The organism is Vagococcus entomophilus, from assembly GCF_003987595.1.
GTDB lineage: Bacteria > Bacillota > Bacilli > Lactobacillales > Vagococcaceae > Vagococcus_E > Vagococcus_E entomophilus.
Genome location: NZ_NGJZ01000001.1, coordinates 966,814 through 992,288 on the forward strand (window position 1 = coordinate 966,814; position 25,475 = coordinate 992,288).

21 protein-coding genes are annotated in these 25,475 nt (G+C 37.8%); 1 reads left to right on the forward strand and 20 read right to left on the reverse strand.

The features are described from left to right. Nucleotides 1-5 precede the first annotated feature (5 nt). From CBF30_RS04620 to rimP, 17 genes are all read right to left on the reverse strand, one after another. Nucleotides 6-998 carry an acetylxylan esterase gene (locus tag CBF30_RS04620; protein ID WP_170168939.1) on the reverse strand — a complete coding sequence of 331 codons (993 nt, stop codon included), beginning with the start codon at nucleotides 996-998 and terminating at the stop codon, nucleotides 6-8. Beyond that, a complete protein-coding gene (locus CBF30_RS04625; protein ID WP_126823210.1) occupies nucleotides 985-1,947 on the reverse strand; it encodes a LacI family DNA-binding transcriptional regulator in 963 nt (320 codons plus the stop codon). Before CBF30_RS04625 ends, CBF30_RS04620 begins: the two co-directional genes overlap by 14 nt. A gap of 57 nt (nucleotides 1,948-2,004) precedes the next feature. Beyond that, on the reverse strand, nucleotides 2,005-2,607 hold the full coding sequence (locus tag CBF30_RS04630; RefSeq protein ID WP_126823212.1) for a DUF624 domain-containing protein: 603 nt from the start codon (nucleotides 2,605-2,607) through the stop codon (nucleotides 2,005-2,007). A gap of 21 nt (nucleotides 2,608-2,628) precedes the next feature. Beyond that, entirely contained in the window at nucleotides 2,629-4,263 is a 1,635-nt protein-coding gene (locus CBF30_RS04635) for a type 2 periplasmic-binding domain-containing protein (RefSeq protein ID WP_126823793.1), read from the reverse strand. A 35-nt stretch (nucleotides 4,264-4,298) separates the two neighbouring features. After that, complete coding sequence (locus tag CBF30_RS04640) at nucleotides 4,299-5,189, reverse strand: carbohydrate ABC transporter permease (protein ID WP_126823214.1); 891 nt, start codon at nucleotides 5,187-5,189, stop codon at nucleotides 4,299-4,301. A 15-nt stretch (nucleotides 5,190-5,204) separates the two neighbouring features. Beyond that, a complete protein-coding gene (locus CBF30_RS04645) occupies nucleotides 5,205-6,071 on the reverse strand; it encodes an ABC transporter permease (RefSeq protein WP_126823795.1) in 867 nt (288 codons plus the stop codon). Between the two features lie 125 nt (nucleotides 6,072-6,196). Further along, the gene (locus CBF30_RS04650; RefSeq protein ID WP_126823216.1) at nucleotides 6,197-9,562 is read right to left on the reverse strand and encodes an amylo-alpha-1,6-glucosidase; all 3,366 of its coding nucleotides are present in this window, start codon (nucleotides 9,560-9,562) and stop codon (nucleotides 6,197-6,199) included. Nucleotides 9,563-9,581: 19 nt separating this feature from the next. Next, nucleotides 9,582-11,735 (reverse strand): glycoside hydrolase family 3 N-terminal domain-containing protein, encoded by a 2,154-nt coding sequence (locus tag CBF30_RS04655; RefSeq protein ID WP_126823218.1) that lies wholly within the window; start codon nucleotides 11,733-11,735, stop codon nucleotides 9,582-9,584. Between the two features lie 208 nt (nucleotides 11,736-11,943). Next, nucleotides 11,944-13,077, reverse strand: coding sequence for a radical SAM family heme chaperone HemW (gene hemW, locus CBF30_RS11795; RefSeq protein ID WP_170168940.1), 1,134 nt, complete (start codon nucleotides 13,075-13,077; stop codon nucleotides 11,944-11,946). Then, the gene (gene ribF / locus CBF30_RS11800) at nucleotides 13,074-14,030 is read right to left on the reverse strand and encodes a riboflavin biosynthesis protein RibF (protein ID WP_170168941.1); all 957 of its coding nucleotides are present in this window, start codon (nucleotides 14,028-14,030) and stop codon (nucleotides 13,074-13,076) included. Before ribF ends, hemW begins: the two co-directional genes overlap by 4 nt. 3 nt (nucleotides 14,031-14,033) lie before the next feature. Beyond that, entirely contained in the window at nucleotides 14,034-14,969 is a 936-nt protein-coding gene (gene truB, locus CBF30_RS04665) for a tRNA pseudouridine(55) synthase TruB (protein WP_126823220.1), read from the reverse strand. Nucleotides 14,970-15,111: 142 nt separating this feature from the next. Continuing rightward, nucleotides 15,112-15,462, reverse strand: a complete 351-nt coding sequence (rbfA, locus tag CBF30_RS04670) for a 30S ribosome-binding factor RbfA (RefSeq protein WP_126823222.1) — start codon at nucleotides 15,460-15,462, stop codon at nucleotides 15,112-15,114. A 38-nt stretch (nucleotides 15,463-15,500) separates the two neighbouring features. Then, nucleotides 15,501-17,825: a translation initiation factor IF-2 gene (gene infB, locus CBF30_RS04675; RefSeq protein ID WP_126823224.1), complete on the reverse strand. Its 2,325-nt coding sequence runs from the start codon at nucleotides 17,823-17,825 to the stop codon at nucleotides 15,501-15,503. A 12-nt stretch (nucleotides 17,826-17,837) separates the two neighbouring features. Beyond that, nucleotides 17,838-18,140 (reverse strand): YlxQ-related RNA-binding protein, encoded by a 303-nt coding sequence (locus tag CBF30_RS04680; RefSeq protein WP_126823226.1) that lies wholly within the window; start codon nucleotides 18,138-18,140, stop codon nucleotides 17,838-17,840. After that, entirely contained in the window at nucleotides 18,133-18,429 is a 297-nt protein-coding gene (gene rnpM / locus CBF30_RS04685) for an RNase P modulator RnpM (RefSeq protein ID WP_126823228.1), read from the reverse strand. The genes CBF30_RS04680 and rnpM overlap by 8 nt, the downstream gene beginning before the upstream one ends. A gap of 17 nt (nucleotides 18,430-18,446) precedes the next feature. Continuing rightward, entirely contained in the window at nucleotides 18,447-19,565 is a 1,119-nt protein-coding gene (nusA, locus tag CBF30_RS04690; protein WP_126823230.1) for a transcription termination factor NusA, read from the reverse strand. A gap of 27 nt (nucleotides 19,566-19,592) precedes the next feature. After that, nucleotides 19,593-20,066 (reverse strand): ribosome maturation factor RimP, encoded by a 474-nt coding sequence (gene rimP / locus CBF30_RS04695; RefSeq protein ID WP_126823232.1) that lies wholly within the window; start codon nucleotides 20,064-20,066, stop codon nucleotides 19,593-19,595. A 231-nt stretch (nucleotides 20,067-20,297) separates the two neighbouring features. Here rimP and CBF30_RS04700 point away from each other — a divergent pair, with 231 nt between their 5' ends. After that, nucleotides 20,298-21,140 (forward strand): metallophosphoesterase, encoded by an 843-nt coding sequence (locus tag CBF30_RS04700; RefSeq protein ID WP_170168942.1) that lies wholly within the window; start codon nucleotides 20,298-20,300, stop codon nucleotides 21,138-21,140. A 35-nt stretch (nucleotides 21,141-21,175) separates the two neighbouring features. On the opposite strand, the gene CBF30_RS04705 is transcribed toward CBF30_RS04700, so the two are convergent. From CBF30_RS04705 to CBF30_RS04715, 3 genes are all read right to left on the reverse strand, one after another. Next, a complete protein-coding gene (locus CBF30_RS04705; protein ID WP_126823236.1) occupies nucleotides 21,176-23,290 on the reverse strand; it encodes a hypothetical protein in 2,115 nt (704 codons plus the stop codon). A 183-nt stretch (nucleotides 23,291-23,473) separates the two neighbouring features. After that, on the reverse strand, nucleotides 23,474-24,481 hold the full coding sequence (locus CBF30_RS04710) for a glucosaminidase domain-containing protein (RefSeq protein ID WP_245975006.1): 1,008 nt from the start codon (nucleotides 24,479-24,481) through the stop codon (nucleotides 23,474-23,476). Nucleotides 24,482-24,700: 219 nt separating this feature from the next. Next, nucleotides 24,701-25,456 (reverse strand): hypothetical protein, encoded by a 756-nt coding sequence (locus tag CBF30_RS04715; protein ID WP_126823238.1) that lies wholly within the window; start codon nucleotides 25,454-25,456, stop codon nucleotides 24,701-24,703. Between the last annotated feature and the right edge of the window lie 19 nt (nucleotides 25,457-25,475).

The window sequence follows — 25,475 nt, forward strand, 5'->3', positions numbered from 1 at the left end:
CCCCCTTATTTATTCCCAAACTTATTTTGCTGTTTAAGATAGGTTGTTATCAGCTGCATTTTTTTTCGCATATGACTACTTCCTCCACCATCGTGATGGTTGTGGGGGTAGACACTCAGTCTTTTTTCACAAGTCAAGCGATTATACAGCGCACAAAAATTTAAAGGTGGACAAACTGGATCTTTCCCGCCAACAGAAGCAAACACAGGTACTTGAATGTTTTCTGCAAAATTTTTGAGATCAAAATAACTTTGAACTTTTAAAACACGCGTTTCAGCATCTGGATAGTTTCTTAAAAATTGAGTAATTTCTTGATAACTTCCAGTTTCTTCTTGAATTCTTTTTTCAACGTCACAACTACTTGGAACATCGGCCATTACAAAAGGTAAAGAGTGTGTGGTCAGTGCACTTGCAGCAAGGGCTAGCGCTCCACCTTGACTCGCACCGTTTAAGAAAATTGCTTGTTCATCAATTTCTTCAAGAGTACACGCCACCTCAATCTCACGGACACTATCACAATAAACTCTCCGCTGATAATAGTCTTCTTTCTTAAGTAACCCTTTTCCCATCGGAAAATTCATTGTCGGGGCTTTATAAGGAGCACTGTCTGCAGTATCTCCTCCTTGTCCACGAACATCAAATACCAAAACAGCAAGTCCCAGTTGTGCCCAATGTGCATATTGAAATGGCTCTCCTCTTCTAGATAAATAGCCTAAATATTCAATCAAACAAGGAATACGTCCAGTTCGATGCTTTGGTAAAATATACCACCCGACAATGGTTTCACTATAAAGACTTTGAAAGGTTATTTTCTCTACTTGAAAGTAAGCACTCGGATATGCTACGGATTCTCTAGTAATATGAAGTGGGATTTTTTTTAATTCGTCAAGTGTTTGTTGCCAGAAGCTCTCAAAATCCGCTGTTTTTGTTTGATTTGGTAAATATTTTTGATAGTTCTTCGGTAATGCTTCAATTGCTACTTCTTTAAATACTTCCAACTGATTTTCCACCTTTTAGTTTGACATCCACCAACTGATTACTCGGCTGTTTTCCGTTTAACATAAAATAAATCTTTTCAGCAGCAGCTTTTCCCCAATCACTCTTTGAATAATCAATCGTCGTCAGTCTAGGTCTTAGATAATGAGTGACTTCAATATTATCAAAACCAACGATATGAATATCTTTTCCAATTTTCCAGTTTGATTTTTGAAAGACACTATACATGCCAATTGCCATCTCATCATTCAAACAAAAAATGCCCACTTCTTTTTCAGATTTTTGAAGGATTTCTCTGGCTGCTTGTCTCCCGCTTTCTTTGGAGAAATCTCCTAGAATCACTTCATACGAGAGCTTTCTTTCTTCTAAACACTTTTTAGCAGCAGCTAAGCGCTCATTACTATCATAAGTACCTGGTGGTCCGGTCACTAAATAAATCTTTTTCGTCACTTTTTTTTCAAGCGCTAACAGTGCTTTTTTTGCTCCACCACGGTTGTCTAACAGCACGGAGCAGACATTTTGGTGCGACAACTCTCGATCTAAGACGACCATTTGATGTCCTCTAGCAGCGTAGCTTTCAATTTTTTCTGTTGAAAATGTACTGTCTAAAATAATCGCCCCATCCACCATTTTTTCAGGAATAAAAGTATGGGCACGTTCACTAGAACAAATGATCACGTCATAGTGATGCTGGTGTAAAAAATCATGAATGCCGCTGACTAACTCACCATAAAAAGCGCCACCATAATTGGTTAAATAAACTCCAATTAAATTAGTTTTTTGTTTTTTTAAAGTCCGTCCAGCCATGTTGGGAATGTAATTTAATTCATTGGCAATTGCTAAAATTCGGTCCCTTGTTTCAGTCTTTACTTTGCTACTACCATTTATTGCGTAAGAAGCTGTAGAAATGGAAACATTGGCTCTTTTAGCAATCTCTCTAATTCCAACCATTTCGTTCTACCTCATTCTTTCTCAAGTATTGTTTCTCTCGCCTAATACTAGCATTTTTTATTTCATTTCTGCAAACATAGATACCATTTTCTTGAGCTGCATTGATTGTAACAAAGCAACACCGCTAAATCCAAATAAAATAACAAAAGGAAACATTTGAGGAAGAAAAATGGGGCCAACTACTAGTAGAAGGAGCATTTCCATAAACATCAAGATCGATTCTGGTAGAAATTGAAAGGTACATAAAACAGATTGTTTTAGGCTCTGCTTCACAGAATCTGTTTGACTTGCAAAAACATACGGATAGATGTTGTATAAACAAAGCCACGCGACAATCACAAAAAGTGGAATACTTAAGAATAAAAAGGAGCGGGCCGTAAAGTAAACGATGCTTGCCACAATACTATTGATTACTAACATGCCAGTACCAATCATTAGACCTTTTTTCCACTGATGTTTAAAGCTAGTCACATACAACTGTACCACCGCTGCTTGCGGATCTTCCAAACTCTTTAAACTTACTTGGTACAGCGCAACAAGCGCCGTACCAATCGTCACAAGCGGAAGACAACTAACTAAAAAGAGTATGTTCAGTAGAAAAAGATTGGCTACTCGATTCAAAGTTGTAAATAAAACGCCATCTATCTTAAAAATACCCATGTTTCTTCCTCTTTTCCTTTATTACTCGTCTTTGCTCAAATCTAAACGTTTTTGATTATCTTTCATCTTATTATTTTGTTCTTTTAAGATTGCAGACCAATCATTACTCTTTCTAAATGATTTGAAATCAGACAAGGTCTTATCAAATTCTTTGTCATTTTTTGCTCTCAGCATACTAATTAAAGAAGTTTGCCAATTTTTTGTGACTGCTTCATAACTTCTTGCTTCTGAAGTACCACTATCTGGTTGAATATTTTCAATGATAAAGTGTGGTTTCAGTTTTCCCTTACCCCAATTTTGCATTTGCGTCACAGCAGTTGTTGGTCTTTCTGCATAAGTATTAACGATGTCATGACTAAAGAAGATAAACTCACCTAAACGGTATTTTTTGCTGTACTCAGTTGGGTTTTCTGATTGTAGTTTGGTGATTTCAGGTAACATGACAATTTTTCCTTTGTCATCATACTTAAAGGTTTTGCCTTCGACACCATAACGAGTTAAGATTTGTCCTTGTTTATCCATTAGATACGTAAATAATTGAATGGCTTTTGCTGGGTCTTTTGCTGTGTTGCTTACATAGTTGATCATCCAACCAGAAAGTCCCGTTTGTTTCAAACCAATTTTGTTGCCTTTGGTACTTTGAGGACCGTCAATTGCTACATACTCAGAGCCTGGATTTGCATTTTTGAAGCTTTGGAATCTAGAAACCGCACCGCTCGTTCCATCATACATCATTGTTGCGTATTTTCCTGATTCTACTTTTTCATCAAAAGTTGGACCATCATCTGCAAAGCTATCATCAGTGATATTCCCATCACGATATACTTTGTTGATAGTGCTAATCCATGTTAGATAATCAGAATCTGTATCACGATCATAGTATTTTCCATCTTTAGTTTCAAGCGGCACTCCTAACCAGTCTTGAAGGGGAGAACCTAGAGAACCTGTTGTCGTCGTTACTGGGTTGAAACCAAACGGTAACAAATTCGGGAACTTTTGTTTGATTAATTTCATTGTTGCTTGGAAATTTTCTGGTGTATCAAATTTAGCATCCGTGCCCAGTGCCGTTAAGACATCTTTACGAATAATAAAGTTTGTGTTAACCGGCATGATGTTATCTTTATAGTCTTGTGTTGTATTTGAAAAATTGGGGTAACCATACGTCTTGCCATCTTTTAATTGGAACCAATTCATCGTTTCTGTATTGGCAACTTTATTAAAATATGGATCATATTTATCCGCTAGTGTAGTCAGTGGTTGCGCCCATTTATTAGCAGTTTTTGCTGCTGAAGAATTGAAATCTGTAAGCGTAACAAGATCTGGCAAATCTCCGCTGGCAAACATGGTGTTTAATTTTGTATCATCTCCGGTAACAATCTTGACATCAATATTTAAATCTTTTTTTATTTGAGCCGTAACTAAGTCTTCACCAAAGTTTAATTTAAGCCAATCTGCATTGACATACCAAGTAAGTTTTGTATTTTTCTTCTTATCTAACTTCCATGCTGGAGTCGTTTTACTTGGTGTGTATCTCCCTTTAATTGAATAAGTTTTTGCTGAACCTGTACTACTGTCGCCACTCTTACTACTTTTCCCACAAGCTCCAAGTGCAAAAAGCGCACCTACTAACGCGAAACCTACCAAAACTTTACCGATTCTCTTCGAACTTTTCATTTTACTTCTCTCCTTTTCTATTCTTTTACTGCCCCAACCATCATGCCACCAATGAAGTATCGTTGAAGCAAGGGATAAATAATCAAAATGGGAACGGTTGTGATAATAATCGTCGCAAGCTGCACCCCTTTACTACTACTTTGAACGACCGAGTTTGCAAGAGCTGCATTATCAAAGCCTTTTGTTTGTGACTGTACAATGATTTCATAGATTTTCATTTGCAATGGATACAAATTTTGATCTGTAATAAACATTTTTGCCGTCATAAAATCATTCCACTGTGCCACACCATTAAACAATGTAATCGTTGCTAAAGCTGGTTTGGACAACGGTAAAAAGATTTTCGTGAAAATCGTCCAATCTCCTGCGCCATCAATTTTTGCAGATTCTTCTAATGAGGCTGGCACATCTCTAAAGAAATTCATCAAAATGATGACATCGTAGTAACTAAGCATACCTGGGATGATATATACCCAAAAACTATCTAGTAGCCCAAGTGAGCGAATTAATAAGTAGTAAGGAATCATCCCACCACCAAAGTAAAGGGTAATTACTCCAAATGTGGTATAAAAGCCTCGTCCTACTAATTTTCTTTTACTCAAGCCATAAGCAACCATGGCACAAAAGAATACGTGTGTCAGTGCCCCTAAAACTGTTTTGGCAACCGAAATACCAAATGCCCGCCAGATGCTTGAGTCTGCAAAAACTTTTTGATAATTTTGTAAAGTAAACTCTTTAGGCCAAAGTGTTGAACTGCCACTTGCCAGTGCGGTACTTGAGCTAAACGATGACACTACGACGTTCCAGATAGGGACTACGATAATCAGCGTAAATGCTAGGAGCACCACAATGTTGAGGATGTTAAAGGTTTTGTTTTCTTTAACTGTTTTCCCAGTTTTTTTCTTCATGTTTTCCCCTTCTTTCTAGAAAATAACCGATTCGCCATCGTTCATTTTTTTGGTTACTGTATTAGTAATTAGTAATAAAATAACAGAGATTAAGGAAATTCCTAACCCTACAGCAGTTGCATAAGAAAAGTCGCCTTGTGTAAGTCCCATGCGGTAGACATAGGAATTAATAACTTCTGATCTTGCTGAGTTTTGGGAGTTCATTAACACTAATGTTTGATCTAAATTTGAACCTAGTAAATTGCTTACATTTAAAATTAAATTCAAGGAAATGATTGGCATCAAAAATGGTAAGGTGATTTTCTTGATTTGTGTCCATTTGTTAGCTCCATCGATTCTTGCTGCTTCATAATACGTTGGATCAATTTTGGACATGGTTGCAAGATATAAAATAGTCCCCCAACCTGCTTCTTTCCAAATATCTGATAGCACTGCAATCATCCAATATTTATTCGCCGAAAGTAAATGGTTGCTCCCTTGTTGAATCAAACCCAGACCCGAAAGCATCTGATTCATCAGACCAGTTGTAGACAACCAAGAAATCATCATTCCACCGAGAATAATCCAAGAAAGAAAATGGGGTAGATAAGAAATGGTTTGAACAAGTTTCTTAAAGGGTCCATCTTTCAATTCATAGATCATAATCGCTAAAACTACGGGAATAAAGAAGCCTAAAAGTAATTTCAAAAGGCTAATGCCTAATGTATTGATTACAGCTTGCATAAAATATTTATCCCCAAGAATGATTTTAAAGTTTTCTAAGCCTACCCACGGTGCACCATTGATGGTATCCGTGATGGTGTAATGTTTAAACGCAATCACCAATCCATAAATTGGAATATACGTAAAAACAAACATAAAGGCAATTCCTGGCAATACCATGGCCTGCAAACGCCATTGATTGACAAATTGATATACTTTTTTTACAAAGCGTTGCTTGATACTTTGTTTCTTAACTACTGCTACTTCCGCTTTCATTTTTTATTTCCTCCCCTAACGATTTGTCTTTATTTCGTATCAGCCATCCCTTCCGTTTTCTTTTTTTCATAGACAATCAATAACTCGTCGGTTTCTGTAATAGTTGCCAGTAACTCTTTTGGTATAATATAGCCGCCTTCTCGGTAAAGATTAAAGTCTCTTTCAAGTTGACTCAAATCAATTGGCGTATCGTTGATGATAAGTCGTTCGGTTTGAGCCATACGAACTTCCAATTTCAATGGTCGATTTAAATAATACAATTGCCCACCAAAGCTTTCATACGCTTCAGGTACAACTGGATCCAAAACTAAATCCTGATTTTTAATTTTAATTCCAAGTAAATTAGTCATTAGCTGATTCAAGTAAATACCAGGTCCACTTGAGTAAACACGCCACCCACCTTTTACTTGTCTTTGCCCAGATTGGAGCAAGTGAAAGTCTCTTGCTGCTTCGTATCTTGTTTTAAAATCACCATCTGAACTACTAAAGTAGGCATTACTTTGACGGATTTGAGCATTTGGTACGTATTTTTCGATTAAAATGGGATTAATAACGCTAAGTGCTTGCCACATTTGGCTTCCTAGGCCCACTTTACTTAATGTTTCACTGTAACGAATGTGTGCATGGACATATTGCAACCCGATTTCACGGCCAAAGTTGGCTGCTTGTTCTGCCCTTTTAAAATAAGTACTCACCCCACCACTATAAGGAGCAGGCTTATTCATCAAGTGAACCCCGTCAGGAAACAGTAATTTTTCTTGAATTGTATCCAAATACTGCGCTGCTTTATTTTTTTCACTCAATTCACTGGTAATACTTTGAATCATTGGCAACAAGCGATAATGAATCCCCGTCTTAGTATCTGATGGGTGAATTATATAGTCAAATTGTTCTTGCTCATGAAGAACAAACCCTGGTAATACCTCTTGATTTACCATATATTGGTTATAATCCGCTTGAATTTCCTTAGCCAAAGTTGCCCACTGTTTGCTTTCTTGTTGATGTGTCGTGACAATAGCATCGGCTAACGTTTTAAGCGCCACATAAGTCAGGGCAACTGTCCAAGTACTTGCCATGTCTTTTTTCAATCTAGCATCCGCTGGTTGCAAGGTATCATCCCAATCCCCATCACCATAGCAAGACAGTTTCGTACCTGGTAAGAAATGCGATTCAATATACTGAATTTCTCGTTTAAGATGATCAAATAACGTTTCTTTTTCTTCGCTAAATTGTCCAGTTTCCTTGACCATATAAGGTAAAGTTTCTGCCAAAATAGAGACATCATTGGTTGCACGTAAGTAATCTCCCACAACTTTAAGTGGCCAAACGATAATGTCACCATGACTTTCATCTGCCATGGTTTCATGGTATTGGTCAAACATAAACCACTGTGGCCAGTTGCCATCTTCAATAAATTGGTGTCTAAATAGGTGCAAAAGTATCTCTCTTGCTATGTCAAAGTGCTGTGTCGCCATAAAGAACTCAAATGGTCCTTGACAAACATCACGTGTCCCCCAAGCGGCTCCGCCAAATTGTTCCAATCCATGTGGAGAAAGGTAGTGAATGAGCATGTCTAACGTGTACCAATCAACAATTGTATTCATCCGTTCGATTGCTTCTGGGTTTTTCTTTTGATTGCTTGTTAGTGAAAAACGACGGTGAAGGCTTTGCAGATGTTCTTGGAAATCTTCTTGTGCTTGTCTGCTCGTTTGTGTAGACCACTCACCAAATGTTTCTTGTAAAGTTCCCATTATTTTCAAGCTAAGCTGTGCTGTTGGAGCAAACGTTAAGGTCAATAAGTCAGGTAAAAGGGTGGTACTCTCTGTCCCCGACTCAAACCACATAGTATTTTTAGCTACTTGACCATGCGTTTTTTCCCATTTCATTTTGTATTTTAAATTGGGACATTTTTTCTGAGTCAATGTCTTTGCTTTTACTCCAAACACTAGCTGATTCTCTTTTCTTTCATCGGCCAATTCTTCTAATAAAAGCTCGCTTGTAATTACCCATTCATACTGTTTCTCTTGGGTGGATTCAATCGTCAAATCCACTTCAGAAGCATCTGTTTTGGTATGGACAGTCACTACAATCAAATCTCCTTGATACTTGTATAACCATTTTGTATCATTCAAGCCCATTTGATAGGCGGATGGCACGCCTAAGTTGAGATACTCGCCATTTTCTTTTAAATAAATACGCTGTCCGGTCGCTTTAAAGATGTTTAATGGGTTACGTACGTTTGTAATCAAGCTATTATTAGAGGTATTCCCCAAAACTAACTGTGACTGAAAAGCCCCATACATGTAAGAAGTTGAAGCCAACGTTGGTTGATCAATTGTGACATGTTTTTCAGCCAAAATAATATGCCCATGCGATCTTTCTGTCAGAGCTTCTTTTTCACTCAAGACAATATGTTGATTGTTCTTACCGAAAAAGGAAAGGAGCTGTTGCTCTTCGCTATATTCTTCTAGCTTTCTTTCAGGATAAAGCTTCTCAATTTCTTCTTGTTCTAGCGTTTCGCCAGTTAGAACGTCTAGAGTATCAGCCTTTCTTTTGAGCACTGTCTCCTCTAAAAACACTTGTTTGGCTGCAGTTTCCAAGGCTAGATAGTCATCCTGAATGAGGCGAATATCTTCTTCTTGCTCTACTCTTTCGGGATGGTTTTCTTTGGCATACCCGTAAAATACGGCTTTTTGCGTTTCACCATTTAGCACGAAATCTTCACTTTGAAGGGCAATAAAACCGAACTCGTATTGATAGACCTCACTCACAAGATGCTCTTGTAGTAAAGCTTCGGCTTGGTTTGTCCACTTATAAGACTTACCAAAAAATTGGTATCCATCTGTTGTATAGGCAGTGGCACCTGTCAACGTTCCCATTTGCATATAAGGGTTAGTTGTACCTTGTTTTTGGTTTTGTCTTGCCGTTACATGTACTCCACTTTCTTGGTTAAAGAACACCCGATAATCAACATACTGTGAAACATAGGCTTCATTTGCAAGTAATGCTCCTGGTAGTGCTAAGCCAATATCCTGGGTTAAGATTAAATCAATTGTTTCTTGATTTTGGCCAGATACGCGAACATCATAAAACCAAGTATTATTTTGCCCTAATTGGAATACCACTTCATATCGAAACGTTTCGATTTTTCCGCTCCACTTTATGGCATCCTCTGCTAAACTCACCTTACTTTGAGATTGGCTGCCAATCAAAGGGTAACTACGGATCTTTTGGCCCTCTTCTTTTACCCTGAGATAAAGATTGCTTAGGGAACCGTCAAAGGGATTTCCTACTAATTGATTCATTTGAATTTCTTTAAGTGTTAGTTTTTCAAGAGCACCTGTCGGTAAGAAACGCGCGATCAAGTCTCCTTTTTGAAATGTTTTATTCGCCATAATGGGCCTCCTACTTCACTTATATCGTAAAATTTTGTTCTAAAACTTCGGCACTGTTACTTCCAACCATCAGTACAAACTCACCTTGGTCATAGCGTTGTGATAAATCTGAGTGTACATAACCAAGTTCTTCTACTGAAAATTCATGTGTAACAACCTTTTCTTCGCCTTTTTCAAGGAAAATTCGATCAAATCCTTTTAATTCTTTAAGTGGACGCACTACCTCTCCAACCTTATCTCTCACATACCACTGTACGGTTTCATTACCAGCAACTTTTCCAGTATTTTTGACTGTAACCTGCGCTTTTAATTGATTATCTGAGCTTTTAACAAGTTTAAATCCACGATAATCAAACTTGGTATAACTTAGCCCATAGCCAAACGGATAAAGTGGGGTATTTTCCACGTCCAAATATTTGGAAACATATTTATTCTCAAGATCATTTTCATCAATTGGGCGTCCAGTATTAAAGTGATTATAGTAAACTGGAACTTGTCCAACGTTTCGTGGGAAGCTCATTGTTAGCTTACCTTGTGGTACTTTATTGCCATATAAAATGTTTAGAATTGCTTTTGCTCCACTTGTTCCTGGGAACCACGCTTCTACTAACCCTTGAACCTGCTGCGAAACTCCTGTTACATCTAATGGCCGACCATTAAATAATACTGCAATAGTTTTGGCATTCACCTTTGTCATTTTTTCAATCAAGTCACGCTGTGCTTTTGGTAACCGAATGTCACTACGACTGCTAGCTTCCCCACTCATATCTGGTGTTTCACCTGTCAGAATCACTACTTTATCTGCTTTCTCTGCTAATTTTAAAGCTGTTTCCAACTCTTCTTGAGTGACGTCAAAAGCTGAGGCAATCGGTAAAATGCGCGTGTTGGCATTTTGGTAATCTGACTGTAAGATATCTGCAACACTTTTTGTTTCTGTGGGATCGCCTTTCCAACTCCATGTCCCCAGAATATTCGAACTGTCAACATGTGATCCAACAAATAGAACGTTTTCATTTTCACTTATTGGGAGAACTGATTCTTTGTTTTCAAGCAAAACAATCGCTTCTTCGGCTGCGATTTGAGCAATGTCTTGAAACTCTTTTGAAAAGACTTTATCTGCTTCAAGCGTTTCGTCTGTAAAACGATCTGGATTTTCAAAAAGTCCTAACTCATTTTTTAAAGTTAAAATTCTGAGTACTGCTTCGTCTAATAGACTTTCTGAAACTTCACCACTTTCGATTAGCTTTTCTAATTCATTATGGTAACAAAATGTCATCATTTCAATGTCTACACCAGCTTCAATCGACAGTTTGGCAACCTCTTTTTCTGTTGCTGCTACACCGTGGTGAATCGCTTCTTTCATAGCAGCCCAGTCAGAAATTAGAACGCCATCAAATGCCCATTCTTCACGTAAAATTTTACGATTAAGATATTTGTTTACAGATGCCGGAATTCCGTCTACTGTATTAAATGAGGTCATGACAAGTTTACTACCAGCATCCACAGCTGCTTTATAAGAAGGTAAGTAGTTTTCTCTTAACTCGCGCTCTGACATGTTGACCGTGTTGTATTCACGTCCGCCTTCTGGTGCCCCATAAGCCGCAAAGTGCTTCACGCAGGCTGCAATGCTACCGTATTGTTGTAAAGCATTTTCCTTTTTCCCTTGGTAGCCTTCTACCATACTTTTTGCGTATACTTTGTTTAAATATGGATCTTCTCCAGTTGATTCCAACACTCGTCCCCATCTTGGGTCGCGAACTAAATCAACCATTGGAGAAAATGTGATATGAATCCCAGAAACCGAAGACTCTTCTGCCGCAACACTTGCAGTTTTTTCAACCAATTCTGGATTCCAACTTGCTGCAAGTCCTAATGGTATCGGAAAAATTGTGCGGTAGCCATGGACAATGTCTGCCATTAACAATAACGGGATCCCTAAACGATTTTTTTCTAAGTACTCTTTTTGAGCCTTCTTAGCCGCTTTAGCTCCGGACAAGCTTAGCGCAGAACCTACATCAATTAAATCCTCACTTGTTAAATTATTGCCGCTTAGCGGTCCTGTTGCTTCTGTCTGCTCTTCACTAAAAAAATCCCCTGTTACTTGTTGCAATTGTTCAATCTTTTCCTTACGAGTCATTTGACCCAATAGTTGCTCAAGTTGCGCCTGTTTCATTCTTCCACAATCCTCTCAATCCATTTTATCGAAACGTTTCGACTAAAGTTTAACACCTTAACAGATATTTGTAAACGCTTTCCGTTTAGTTTTTTAAAATATTTTTTTATTCTATCTTTTTTGATCTTAAAAAAGAAAAAAACAAGGAAAGAAATCTATTTTTCTTCCCCCTGTTTTCTAATGAATAAACCCAATTGTTCATTTACTATTAGGATAATAAAAACTTTTCAAAAACTTCATTCCCAAGTAAAAGTCCTTTTTGTGTCAATGCTACTTGCCCGTCTTTTTGATAGAGTAGTTGTTGGGCTTCAAGTTCTGCAAAAACCTGTCCATAGATGGAAAAGAACGATGTCTGAAATTTTTCTTCAAATTGTTTGACACTAATGCCCGCTATTTTCCTAAGCCCCAGAAACATTTGTTCTTCCATCTGATTAGCCTTAGTCAAATTCTCTTTGGTGATTGTTGGTAACTGATTATGGCGTAAAGGCTCTAAATAGTGCTGAATTGGACCGTGGTTTTTGTAGCGTGTCTTGCCCAAATAACCACTCGCTCCAGCTCCAAATCCATAATATTGTTCATTATCCCAGTACACTAAATTGTGTTGGCTTTCTTTGCCAGCTCTCGCAAAATTACTAATCTCATATTGCGCAAGGCCCGCTGCAGACATTTTGCTGGCCGCCAGCTCAAACATGTCCCCTTCGATATCTTCACCTGGAAGTTTTAAGCGACCTAGACGTGCCCAATTTGCGAACATCGTCTTATTCTCTAAAATCAGTGAATATAATGAATAGTGGGACAGTCCCAAGTCAATTGCCTTTTGCAATGTGTCTTCTAAACTAGCCATCGTTTGACCAGGTAGCGCATAGATTAAGTCGATGCTGACATTTGTCAGTCCAGACTTTTCAATCAGATGCATCGTGTCAAACACATCTTCTGCCGAGTGTTTCCGTCCAATCTTTTTAAGTAGCTGATTGTCAAATGATTGAACCCCCATTGAGAGTCGGTTCACACCATAGTTTTGCATGACTTCTAATTTTTCTAATGTCAAGTCTCCAGGGTTGGCTTCAACCGTAAACTCATTGCCGACTTCAAATGGTAAAGTGTCACGGACACCTTTTAGCAGCCTATCCAATTGATTTGCTGTCAAAGAAGTCGGCGTACCCCCTCCGATATAGAGGGTTTCAGTTGTTGCACAAGGGGAAAGTTCACTTGTGAGTCGCATCTCTTTGATTAATGCCTCAATATACTCATCGACAGGTTGCCCTTCTAAAAAGACTTTGTTAAAGTCACAATAAAAACAGATATGCTCACAAAATGGAATATGGATATAGGCAGAGGTCATACTTGCTCACTACTTTCATTTAAAAAATATCTTCTTGTATCCGATTCATCTTGTTTTAACTGTGCAATCAATGATTCGACACCATCAAATTTTATTTCTTCTCTTAAATACTGATACCAAGCTACTTCAACGGATTCACCGTAAATATCTTGATGGAAGTTCAAAATGTAGACTTCAACGGTCATTGCTCGACCAATGCCAAACGTGACATTATAGCCAATTGAAGCCATCCCTTCATACCATGTATCTCCTACTCTTATTTTGACTGCATAAACACCTACTTTTGGCAATCGAACGTGTCCATCTACTTGAATATTCGCCGTTGGAAAGCCGAGTGTTCTGCCTCTAGCATCTCCATGGACAACTGTTCCGTCAATTGTATACGTGTACCCAAGCAACCGGTTTGCTGCACTTAAATTTCCTATATCTAGTAATGCTCGAATTCTGCTTGAACTAATTTTTTCAGCCTGCCATTCCTGTTTGCCGACACATATAATCTCAAACCGTCCTTGTGCATAAAGCGGCAAATTGTCCATTGTTGCAATATCTCGAGGACCATAGGTGTAATCAAAGCCAGCGACAACCACCGCAGCATGTAGTTTGACTAAGTACTGCAAAACGAACTCTTGTGGCGCCAGTCTAGCAAAAGCTGAGGTAAAACTAACCTCGTATAAATAATCGACACCCAAAGACGCCATTTTTTGTTCTTTTTGCTTGGTGTTGGTCAAATATTTCATGGTCTCTGCTTGAATTTTTTGAAAAACAATAGATGGATGTTGATTAAACGTCATTACTGCTAATTTTAATCCTTTTGCTTCTGCTTGTTTTTTTCCTTCTTGGATTACTTTTTGATGGCCCAAATGAACTCCATCAAAAAAACCCAAGACCATTACGACGTTTTCTGATGGGATTTGTTCTTTTGAATATGGATGGTGAATTTTTATCACTTGCACGCGTTATGCCTTCCCTTCTTGAAGATTATTTCGCAATACTTTGATTGGTTTCAACCAATCGGACTTTGTTGGATGTACGCCGTAAATACTTACTACTTTTCCTTGATAAAAAAGTGCAATATTCTCCGTGTGTTCTGGCTGATCTGCTAAAAGACTTTTCGCCAAAAAAACACCATTTCTCACCTTGGCATATTGCTCTTCACTTAAATCAAGCGACGTAAACTGACTCATCGCCCGTTCAATCGGCTGCAAGAAGCTAAGGTTCTCTTGCTCAACCATTTCTTTTATCTGAGCTAACGTATAGGCTTCTGCTTGTTTTAAACCTGCACTTTTGGTCCTAGTCAAATCAGACATATGCGCTGGAAACCCTAGCAATAAACCAGTATCGACTGCAAGTGTCCTGACGTACGTTCCTTTGCCGCAAACCACTTCAAATTTCCAAGATAATGTTCCTGTTGTTTGATCAAAAACAGGCTCACTTGTACGTGTGAAAGATTCAATGTATGCAACCCTTTTAGGTCGTTCCACTTCTTCACCCTTTCTTGCATACTCATATAGCCTTTTACCTTTGACTTTTACTGCAGAATACATCGGTGGGATTTGTGTGATTTCGCCTACCATCTCTTGCATCGCAGCATCAATTTTTTTTGTTTCAATTGGAGCAGCTACTTTTTTTTGCACGACAAGCTCTCCACTTTTATCTTCTGTTGTTGTCGAGTACCCTAGCGTAATCTCTCCAATATAAACTTTACCACCATCTTGCAAGTACTCAATTACCTTTGTCCCTTTTCCAACACAAATAGGCAGTACCCCGTCTACATCAGGATCAAGTGTCCCACCATGTCCAACTTTTTTTGTATGTAATATTTTGCGCAACTTAAAGACACAATCATGACTAGTCATGCCTCTTTCTTTCCATAAAGGTAGAATTCCATCCATTATTTGGTTCCTCATTTCTTTCAATCTAGCCTGTCCATTATAGCATATCTTCAAAAGAAAGTTCTATTTGTAAAGCTCCTATTCCCCAACAAAAAAAGGTTGAATCACGACAAAATCATCGTGATCCAACCTTTTCTTTTATTTAATTCGTTTCGTTTAACTTACGAATCAATTCGTCAATGTGATTTCCATAAGCTACGGATTCATCACGTTCAAAATATAATTCGGGTGTCTTGTAAAGCGTCAAACGTAAGCCTAACTCTTTACGTATCAATCCTTTTGCCTTTTCAAGGCCTTCTGCTACTTTTTTTCTATCTGAAGCTTTATCTGATAAAGTAGAGTAAAAAATGGTCGCTTGTTGCAAGTCCCCTGTAACTCGAACATCGGTTACAGTTATTCCTTCCACTCTTGGGTCACGAACTTTTTTTTGTAAAATATCCGTTACTTCACGGTGAATTTCTTGCCCAACACGACGATCACGATAATTTCCCATGTTCATCCCTCACTTTTCTCTATTCTTACTATAGCATACTATGCGCGCTTGATTTCTTCCATTACAAAGCCTTCAATGACGTCATCTACCTTAAGGTCATTAAAGTTTTCAACCATTGCACCACATTCAAAGCCTAACTTGACCTCTTTTGCATCATCTTTAAAGCGTTTCAAGCTGGCAAGTGTTCCTTCAAAGATTACAATTCCATCACGAATCACACGAACACCACTATCACGTTTGATTGAACCTTCTGTTACGTAACATCCGGCAATTGTCCCAACTTTTGAAACTTTGTAAAGCTCACGAACAATCATTTGTCCTGTGATTTTTTCTTCAAATTCAGGATCAAGCATCCCTTTCATCGCAGTTTCGATTTCATCGATCACGTTGTAGATGATACGGTGTAAACGAATGTCTACTTCTTCTTGTTCTGCTTGTTGTTTTGCTTGCGGTGTAGGACGGACATTAAATCCAATAATAATCGCATTACTTGCTGCTGCAAGCGTGATATCACTTTCGTTAATAGCCCCAACTGCTGTATGAATAATCTTCACTCGAACACCTTCGACATCAATTTTATTCAAACTAGCAGACAATGCTTCAACAGACCCTTGCACATCTCCTTTGATGATAACATTGACTTCTTTAAGCTCGCCTTCTTTTAGGCTTTCAAACAAGTTATCTAGAGTTACACGACTACTGCTCGCACGTTGCTCTAACAAGGCGCGTTTAGCACGTTCTTCTCCTGCTTGGCGAGCAGTTTTTTCGTCTTCATAAACAACAAAACGATCTCCTGCTTGCGGTACATCATTTAATCCAGTAATTTCAACTGGTGTTGCAGGCCCTGCTGCTTTGTCACGACGTCCGATGTCATTGGTCATCACACGCACACGCCCAAAGGTATTCCCAACAACAATTGGATCTCCGACACGTAGCGTCCCTTGTTGAACTAGTAGAGTCGCAACTGGCCCTTTTCCTTTGTCAAGACGAGCTTCAATTACTGTACCAATCGCATTTTGTGATGAATCTGCTTTTAGCTCTTGGACTTCTGCCACAAGTAGAATCATTTCTAATAACTCATCCAAATTTTCACCAAATTTAGCTGAAATTGGCACAAAGATCGTGTCTCCACCCCAAGCTTCTGGAATCAAACCATGTTCTGTCAACTCTTGCATCACATGATCTGGATTTGCTGCTGGCTTGTCAATTTTATTTACAGCGACAATGATTGGTACATCTGCGGCTTTCGCATGGTTGATTGCTTCAACCGTTTGAGGCATTACCCCATCATCTGCGGCGACAACTAAAATCGTAATATCGGTGATACTTGCTCCACGCGCACGCATACTTGTAAACGCCGCATGTCCTGGTGTATCTAAGAAAGTAATCGTTTTTCCATTTTCTTCGATTTGGTAAGCCCCGATATGTTGTGTAATCCCACCTGCTTCACCAGAGGTTACTTTTGTGTGACGAAGTGTATCTAGCAATGTTGTTTTCCCATGATCAACGTGTCCCATGATTGTTACAACGGGCGGTCTTGATGTTAAATTGTCAGAATTAACCGCTTCGACTTCAAAGAACTTGTCAATATCGGCTACGTCCACTTGAACTTTTTCTTCTGCGCCAATTCCGTAATCAGTCGCGAGTAGTTCAATTGTATCTTTATCAAGCGATTGATTCAGTGTGGCCATAACACCCATCATAAATAATTTTTTAATAATTTCAGCTGGCTCTCTGTGCAGTTTTTTCGACAAATCTGCAACAGTCATCCCATCTGTATACACAAGAACTTCTGGAAGCTCTCTAAACTTGCGTGGTGGAACTGCTGGTTTTTGGGATTCTTGACGTTTGCCTTTTTTCCCTTTTTTGTTAAAGCGATTTGGACGATTGTTATTGTAATAGCCACCGCGGTTATTATTGTTGCGTTTTTGGTTGCCATTGTATCCGCCACCGTTGCCACTTCCACCACGATTGTTGTTCGTAGCAGTCGTAGCATTATTATTCGGACGGTTTTGACTATTTGCATTGGTTGTTGTCTTGGCAGTCGTTTGTCCATTACTTGAAGCTGGACGATTTTGATTGTTTTGCGTTGGACGCGCTGGTCCATTTTGTGCTGGACGTGCTGGTTTGTTTTGTGCTGGTTTGTTTACTGGTTTATTTGATTTATTAGTTGTATTTTGAATTTTTTTCTCCACATTTCCTTTATTCGCACTTAGGCCTTGGCGAATTTTTTTCTCATCTTCATTTGACAAAGAACCCATATGATTTTTAACATCAATGCCTAGAGTTTGTGCTTTGTCAACAACGGTTTTACTGGGTACATCTAATTCTTTTGCTAATTCGTACACTCTTCTTTTTCCCATGTAATCACCTTCCTATTCTACGCTTAATTCTTGCATTTTTTTTGCAAATCCTTCATCGCAAATTCCGACAATCATTCGGTTTCGACCAATTGCTTGGCTGATTTCCTCCTGAGTGAAATCTAAATTATAAGGGACATGATAAAAGGCGCATTTGTCGGTCATCTTTTTTTTGGTATTTTCACTGGCATTTTTCGCTACAAAAACTAATTTTGCTTTTTGATTGCGAACATCGCGAAGTGTTAATTCTTCACCAGAAATCATTTTTCCCGCTCGTAATGATAAACCTATCAAGTTTAATAACTTTTGTCTATTCATTTCCGAAAAGTTCCCTTCGAGCTTTTTGATGGTCAACATAATCATAGAGCTCTTGATAGAACGTATCTTCTAGCGGTACTTCTAAAATACGATCAAGAATTTTTCCATCCCAAGCTTTTTTTACAACAGTGGGCTCAATAGAAACATACGCACCACGCCCAGGCATTTTGCCAGAAGGATCGATGGAAACAATGCCTTCTTTCGAACGAACAATTCGAATCATTTCTTTTTTTGGTTTCATTTCGCCAGAAACAACACATTTACGCAAAGGGATTTTACGTTTTTTCATCTATTTCGCCTCCTGTTTTATTCTTGCTCTTCTGATAAAGATGTGATTACTTCTACTTCGTCTGGAACTTCATTTGGTAACTCTTGCGTTTCTTCACGCAATTTTTCCATATCAGACTCTGATTTAATGTCGATTTTAAAATTAGTTAATTTTGCAGCTAAGCGTGCATTTTGTCCACGTTTTCCAATTGCTAATGACAATTGATAATCAGGAACAACTACGGTGCATGCTCGTTGATTTTCATTGAAAATCACTTCTTGGACTTGTGCAGGGTTGAGTGCGTTAGAAATATACACAGCTGGGTCTTCATCCCACTCTACAATGTCCATGTTTTCACCTTTTAATTCATTGACAATGGTTTGAACTCGTTGCCCTTTTTGACCTACGCAGGTTCCAACAGGATCAATGTTTTCATCACGAGAGCGAACCGCAACTTTTGCACGATCTCCTGCTTCACGAGCTACACTGACGATTTCAACTGTTCCATCGTAAATTTCAGGAACTTCCTGTTCAAACAACCGTTTTAGTAAATCCGGATGACTACGGCTTACAAAGACTTGAGGTCCTTTAGAAGTATTTTCAACTTTTGATACATAGACTTTGATCCGATCATGCGGTTGGTACACTTCATTTGGGATTTGGTCTTGGCGTGATAAAACAGCCTCAATTTTGCCTAAGTTGACATAGATATAACGTCTATCTTGACGCTCAACAATTCCTTGCATAATATCATTTTCGTAGGCGCTGAATTCGTTGTAGATAATCGTGCGCTCTGCTTCACGCACACGTTGTAAGATAACTTGTTTTGCTGTTTGAGCAGCAATACGACCAAAATCCTTTGGCGTTACCTCAAAGCGAATTGTGTCTCCAATTTCGTATGCTTTATTGATTTTAACTGCTTCTTTTAAGCTTACTTCAAGTTGTGAGTCCATCACTTCTTCGGTTACCTCTTTTACTGCATAGACATGAATATTGCCTTTTTTTCCGTCAAATTCAACTTCTACGTTTTGAGCTTGTCCATAATGACGTTTGTAAGCAGAAACAAGTGCTGCTTCCAAAGCTTCAATAACGATTTCTTTTGAAATGCCTTTTTCAGTTTCCAATGCATCTAATGCATTTAACATTTCTTTACTCATTTTTTTCTTTCCCTTCAATCTTATTCGTTAAAACTGGATTGCTAGACGTGCTTTGGCAATGTTTTTACGTGAAAAAGTGAATTCTTTTTCTCTAGTTTTTATGCGGACTAACAAAGTTAAATTTTCTGAATCATAGGAAGTTAAAAAACCTTCATATTGTTTTTCTCCCTCAATGTTTTGATAAAGAGAAACATGAATATACTCATTTAGCGCTTGCTCATAGTCACTTTCTTTTTTTAGCGGTCGCTCAGCTCCAGGTGAAGATACCTCGAGAAAATAGGCTTGTGGAATTGGATCTGGATCTAACTGGTCCATCTTTTCACTAAGCTTTTCACTCACAAGTGCGCACTCTTCAATATCAATACCACCTGGTTTGTCAATAAAGACACGTAAGAACCAATTTTTTCCTTCTTTTACAAACTCTACATCAACTAATTCAAAGTGACATTCATCTAAGATTGGCGTAACCACATTTTGTACGGTTTCTACTACACTGCTCAATCCTTTTCGCCTCCTTTGTCAAGATTTTTTCATTAAAAAGAGTGAGCGTTTTTATCCGCTCACTCGTTCGTGGTCTCTATCTTCTATTACTATAGCACATCTTTAAAAAAAACTCAACAAACGCTTCTATTTGCTTCACAAAATTATTTCTTATTTTTTCATTAAAAGGGTTTTTATTTTGTTTATTTTCAGCTAAAATAGACAAGACGTAATATGAAACGAGGGTTGCTTATGCTCAATTTTTTATTATTTATCCTAATTGTTACCGCTTTGGTTGGACTTTTTATCCGACACGGCTACAAGGAAAACCGTCGCTTAGTTGTGGAAACGCTAAAACTTTCCGGCAAGAGATTACCCCAAACCTTACCACATCTGACCATCATGCATCTCTCTGATTTGCATTTTTCCAGATTACGTGTATCTCAAGAGAAAATCATCCGGGCTGTTGTCGAAGCTAAGCCAAGCTATATCTTCATTTCAGGCGATACCATTGACCGAACTGCTGATTTGAAAAAAGTACCACTTGTCAGCTTTCTCAATCAACTAGCAGCTATTGCGCCTACTTTTGTGGTCTCTGGAAATCACGAGACCAGTAGTGGGCAATACAAAAAATGGATGCAACTCGTTGAATCTAGTCATGCTGAATTACTCAAAAATGAAGTGGTAGTGGTTCCATTTGATCAAACTCATATCACAATCAGTGGTTTTTTAGAAGGCCACCATACATTGAGTAACGAACAAAAAGAAAAGCTGAAATTTTCTAGCCTCAACCTTTTGCTTGCGCATCATCCTGAAAAATTTTTAGAACACATGGAGGCTTTTGCACCTTTTCCACTTGACGCAATCTTTAGTGGACACGCACATGGAGGTCAAATTCGAATTCCGGGTTTAGGTGGCTTACTTGCCCCAAACCAAGGACTTTTACCCTATTACACAGATGGTGCTTATCAAGTCAACGAACGTCCCGAAACCACGCTCTTTGTTAGTCGTGGACTCGGTAACAGTCGTTTCCCTTTTCGAATCAACAATAAACCAGTTTTACTAAAGGTAACAATCAAAGGAACATTAAAATAAAACGCATGTGAGCTGCGACTCACATGCGTTTTATTTTATTTTATTTTTATATTTTCTTGAAAGAGTTGTCTACTATATAAAGCAGGACGATTCGTATGCAGCCCCCTTGCATCCAAATACACTGTCACATAATACGTATCCGCCTTGGAATAGTCCAAGGAAAATTTCTGTGCACTTGTTGCGAGTACCTGCTCCCCTTTAAATCCGTCTTTATTTACCGTACTTTGAGTGATACGATAATACATTGGAATCACAGGTTCTACCTCAAATATTTCTTTGTCTGTTGTCCGCCAAAAACTATAAGACGATTCTGTTAGGTTTTCGCTTGATTTTGAGCTTTTTCCAACAAGCGCAGTTTTCAAGCGTTGTTGCGACTCTTTTTTTCCAGTTGAAACATTCATCAAGCCATAAAATGGTTCAACAATATCAGGATGGAGAGATTGAACCACTTGACGGACAACTAATCGAATTTTTTGCGTATACACTAGATTAAATCGATGATTCTCAACTACCTTATCCATTCTTATAATATCTGTATTTTTTAGTGGAACGAGCACACCTTCATCTAGTTGGTATCCTTTAATCCTATATCCTGGAATCACTGATGGCAATAATACAAATTGACTATCTTTGTAAACACGCTGTACCTCCGTGCTTCTAATCTCCTTGCCAAACTCATCCTGATAGTTTTTGGTAATTAATACAAAAGGCATTAGATCCTTTAACTTTACATGTGTCGTTTCACTAACATTGTTGGCACGGTCTACAGCTACCGCATGGAGATAACGATGATTGCTTGTACCGTTCAACCCCTCTAAAAAAGAATATTTGATACTATCTGGATTAACTGATAATTGAATATTGGTTACTTCTCCGTATTCGTTTCTTTCAATTGGTACACTAGATACAGGGGAATCGTCCACTTTGTAAATATACCCTTGGATATCACTCTTGATCTCTTCTTCGACTCGATCAGATCTAAGTATTCCCCTATCTTTTGTATCCGCCTCCACAAACCATTGATAACGCTTCCCAGTATCATTCGCCTCAATTCTTGCTCGAAAGTTATCTTGGTCGCCTGTCATATAAGTAATCTTTGGTTTATCAGGTCGCACTGTATCTTTCACTGTATAATCATCCGCTTTTGAATCCATGGTTACTTGCGCCAAATTATATAGAGTATTAGCCAATATCTTTCTCTCGTCAACGGTTGAAGCCCCATTACTATGACCTGTCTGAATCATTCCTAAATTTTTGTTTGTAGCTAAGTAAAAGTTTGATGTCATGTTTTGCTCATTTGTAAAAATACTACCCCAAGTAATACTAGAGGTCTCGTATTCTAACCAAATCGTCCCTCCTCTGCTTGGATCAAAAAGCTGCCCAAAAGAATGACTAATGGGCGTTGTAAGCACTACGGAGTTGGCTAGCTCAAACGGATATTTCATCATGTACCCATCATTTTTGACCTTTACCCTCGTAGAGCCTGTTGCAGTAGTACTAAGCGTAAAACCCAATTGAGCAGCAAAACGATTAAAATAATTATGGTAAGCACCATTTGATTGTCTTTGTCCAGTAATCGTATCATGTCCAAACAAAACCCCACGTCCACTATTTATAAAGTATTGCAATTCATCTGCACTTCTTTGCACTAAATCTCTATTGGCATTCCAATCCCACGAACCAAACATAATCACATCATACATGTAATCATTGTTGTTTTTTAAATATCTCACTGGATCTGAATTAAAATTCCCTAAAGACACAGCCGTAACCTGAATTAAATTATTGCCATAACGATCCTTCAAGCCTAATCCATCCATCCAAGTTTTTAATGTATTAGACCGTGCAACATCAGGAAAAACATTTAAAACCTTAATTGCTTGCCCGTACTTTGTCGATTTTGCCTCCCAGTGATTGCCATCTTCAGATTGATATAGTGTATATCCTCCTCCTGCCATATTAGGAATTGTATCCCATTCTAACTTTGCAAAACTTTTTTTAGCCGTTTTATCCCATTGATTTTGGACTTTCAAACGAAAATCTTGCTCTCTAATCACACTACTTGCTTGTGCGTAAGCTCCTCCAATGCAAAAAAAAGATAATATCGCTATTAAAAACATTCTTTTTTTGAAAAAAATTTTAAAAATCATTTTTTTCTCCTTTGTTCTCCACTAAATTTTATATTTATCAAAATATGTTCCTTTTTTATTTACACTGATTATTTTACATTAAAAGAACTTTTTAGTAAATGCTTTTTTATTAATCCATTAAAAAAGCACAAAAAAACTTGCACCCTTTTGGACACAAGCTTTTTCCTTGGAATTCTATTTACTTTATCCTGCCGATTTAGAAGGATACATTTTCAATAATTGGACTTTATCAGAGGTTCTTACTGACTTCGCATCCGCAGGTTGTGGGGTAATTTTTTGACTTGATGAGTTGCTGTTACTCTCTTGATTTCCCCCCGCTTTTAGTTGATCGTAGTTTGTTAGATGATAGACCTCAATCAATTGATCTAATTTTTCATTGTATTTTGTATCCGTAGCGTATTTTCCAGTCAATGCTTTCGTAGCTTCATGATAACTAGTCGTTTGTGATTTCCAAACTCCATGGTAAAAATCACTATTCCCACTCAAACCTTTTTTCAGAAGCTGCGCGTAATCCTCTAAAGATTCTTTATAGGAAGGATATTTTCTAAAAGCAGAATCAATCGTATAAAGTTTGCCACTGCCATCATCTTCTTGCGTTTTCATCGTCACCGATGTACCTTTATATTCTCCTTTGATTCCAAATAAATTAAAATTTGGTGTTGCAGCTAAGCCACTGTTTCCAGACCCAGATTCAAGAATTGCCTGGGCAATCATGACAGAGGCATACAAATCATTATCATGTGCAATTTGACGGGCCTCATCGCCAATCTTTTGAATAAATTCGTCTGTTGATTGATTATAACTAAACTTAGTGCTTGTTGACGGAACAACGGTTGTTTGCTCTAAAGCAGGTTTGCTAGTCCAGCTAGCCGGTTTTTCTTCTACTTTAGGAATTGTTGTTTGTGTAGCTGTGCTACTTTTGTGGTCTTCACTTTTTTCCGCAGTACTATTTGTTTGCTTTTGCTCAGTTGTTGAGGTTGTCTCCTGAGTGGTTGAGCCAGTCGTACTACTCTCACTCGTTGTTGCACTCGTTGAGGTTGAACTACTCTCACTGGTTGTATCTGATGTATTCGTTGTTGTTTCACTTGTTTGATCCGTTGTAGTACTTTCTGCAAAGTAAGTGGCTGGAGCCAATACAATGCTTGATAAAGTACAGATGGTTACGAGTGTAATGAACTTCTGAAACTTCACAAAATAACTCCCTTTCCCTTTAAAACTTTTTCTTAATGTCACTTTTTATTATACCTCTACACACCTAAAAAAACACTAAAAATACTAAAATTTTATAAAGTTTTTTAAGCTCGTTTCGACTTTTCAAAAATAATTCTGCAAACTCTGCACAATAGCTCCTAGCATCATTTGAAAATGATTTGGCCATACTACTATCTTGGTATAAAAACCAGCAAATACTCATTCTTTCTCCATCTGATCTTCCTTATAAAAATCCTCAGGAAATCTTTTTCTTAAATAATACACCATGTAAAAATCTGCAGAAGCACTGGTAAGAATAAATCCACCTAAAATGCAGAATAATTGCATAAACACATTCGCAAAATCTAAATACCTACTGTTTAAGTTTATGATGAAAACAATGAACATCACAACTGGAAGTGCCCCCATGGATAGTATATTATAAAGCTGAATCTTATTTTTTTTTGAATCATTTTCTCTATACAACTTAAATTTTAGCTTTAAAAACATAAAAATAAACGAGCAGATTACAGTAATAATAGAAATAGAAAATAAAATATTCACGATAGACATCAATTGACTTATTTTATACGAGCGGAAAATTATTTCCTTTTGTTCATGAATTAAAAGGCTAAAACCCATTATGACAAAAGTAATCCCTAATATCACAAAAGATTTAAAATAGTATTTTGCATGTTTCAAAACATTAGTTCTATTTCCTTTTTTAAAATAAAGCAACGCGCCCTGAACCATGTAAATAAAGCTTACAAACAAAAATGCTAAATACAGAATAGGTTGCCCCTCAGTAAATACACCACTTAATACCACTACTATAAATATATTTAAAAGTAGTTGAATCCAAGGCCATAAAGTGTTAAGTATTATAAATGAACCGATGCTTCTCCCATACTCTTTCATTTTGAACTCAATCATATAAAAATCTTCTTTGTCAAATTGATCAAATATATTTTTCATTTCTAGCTCCTCTCGATTT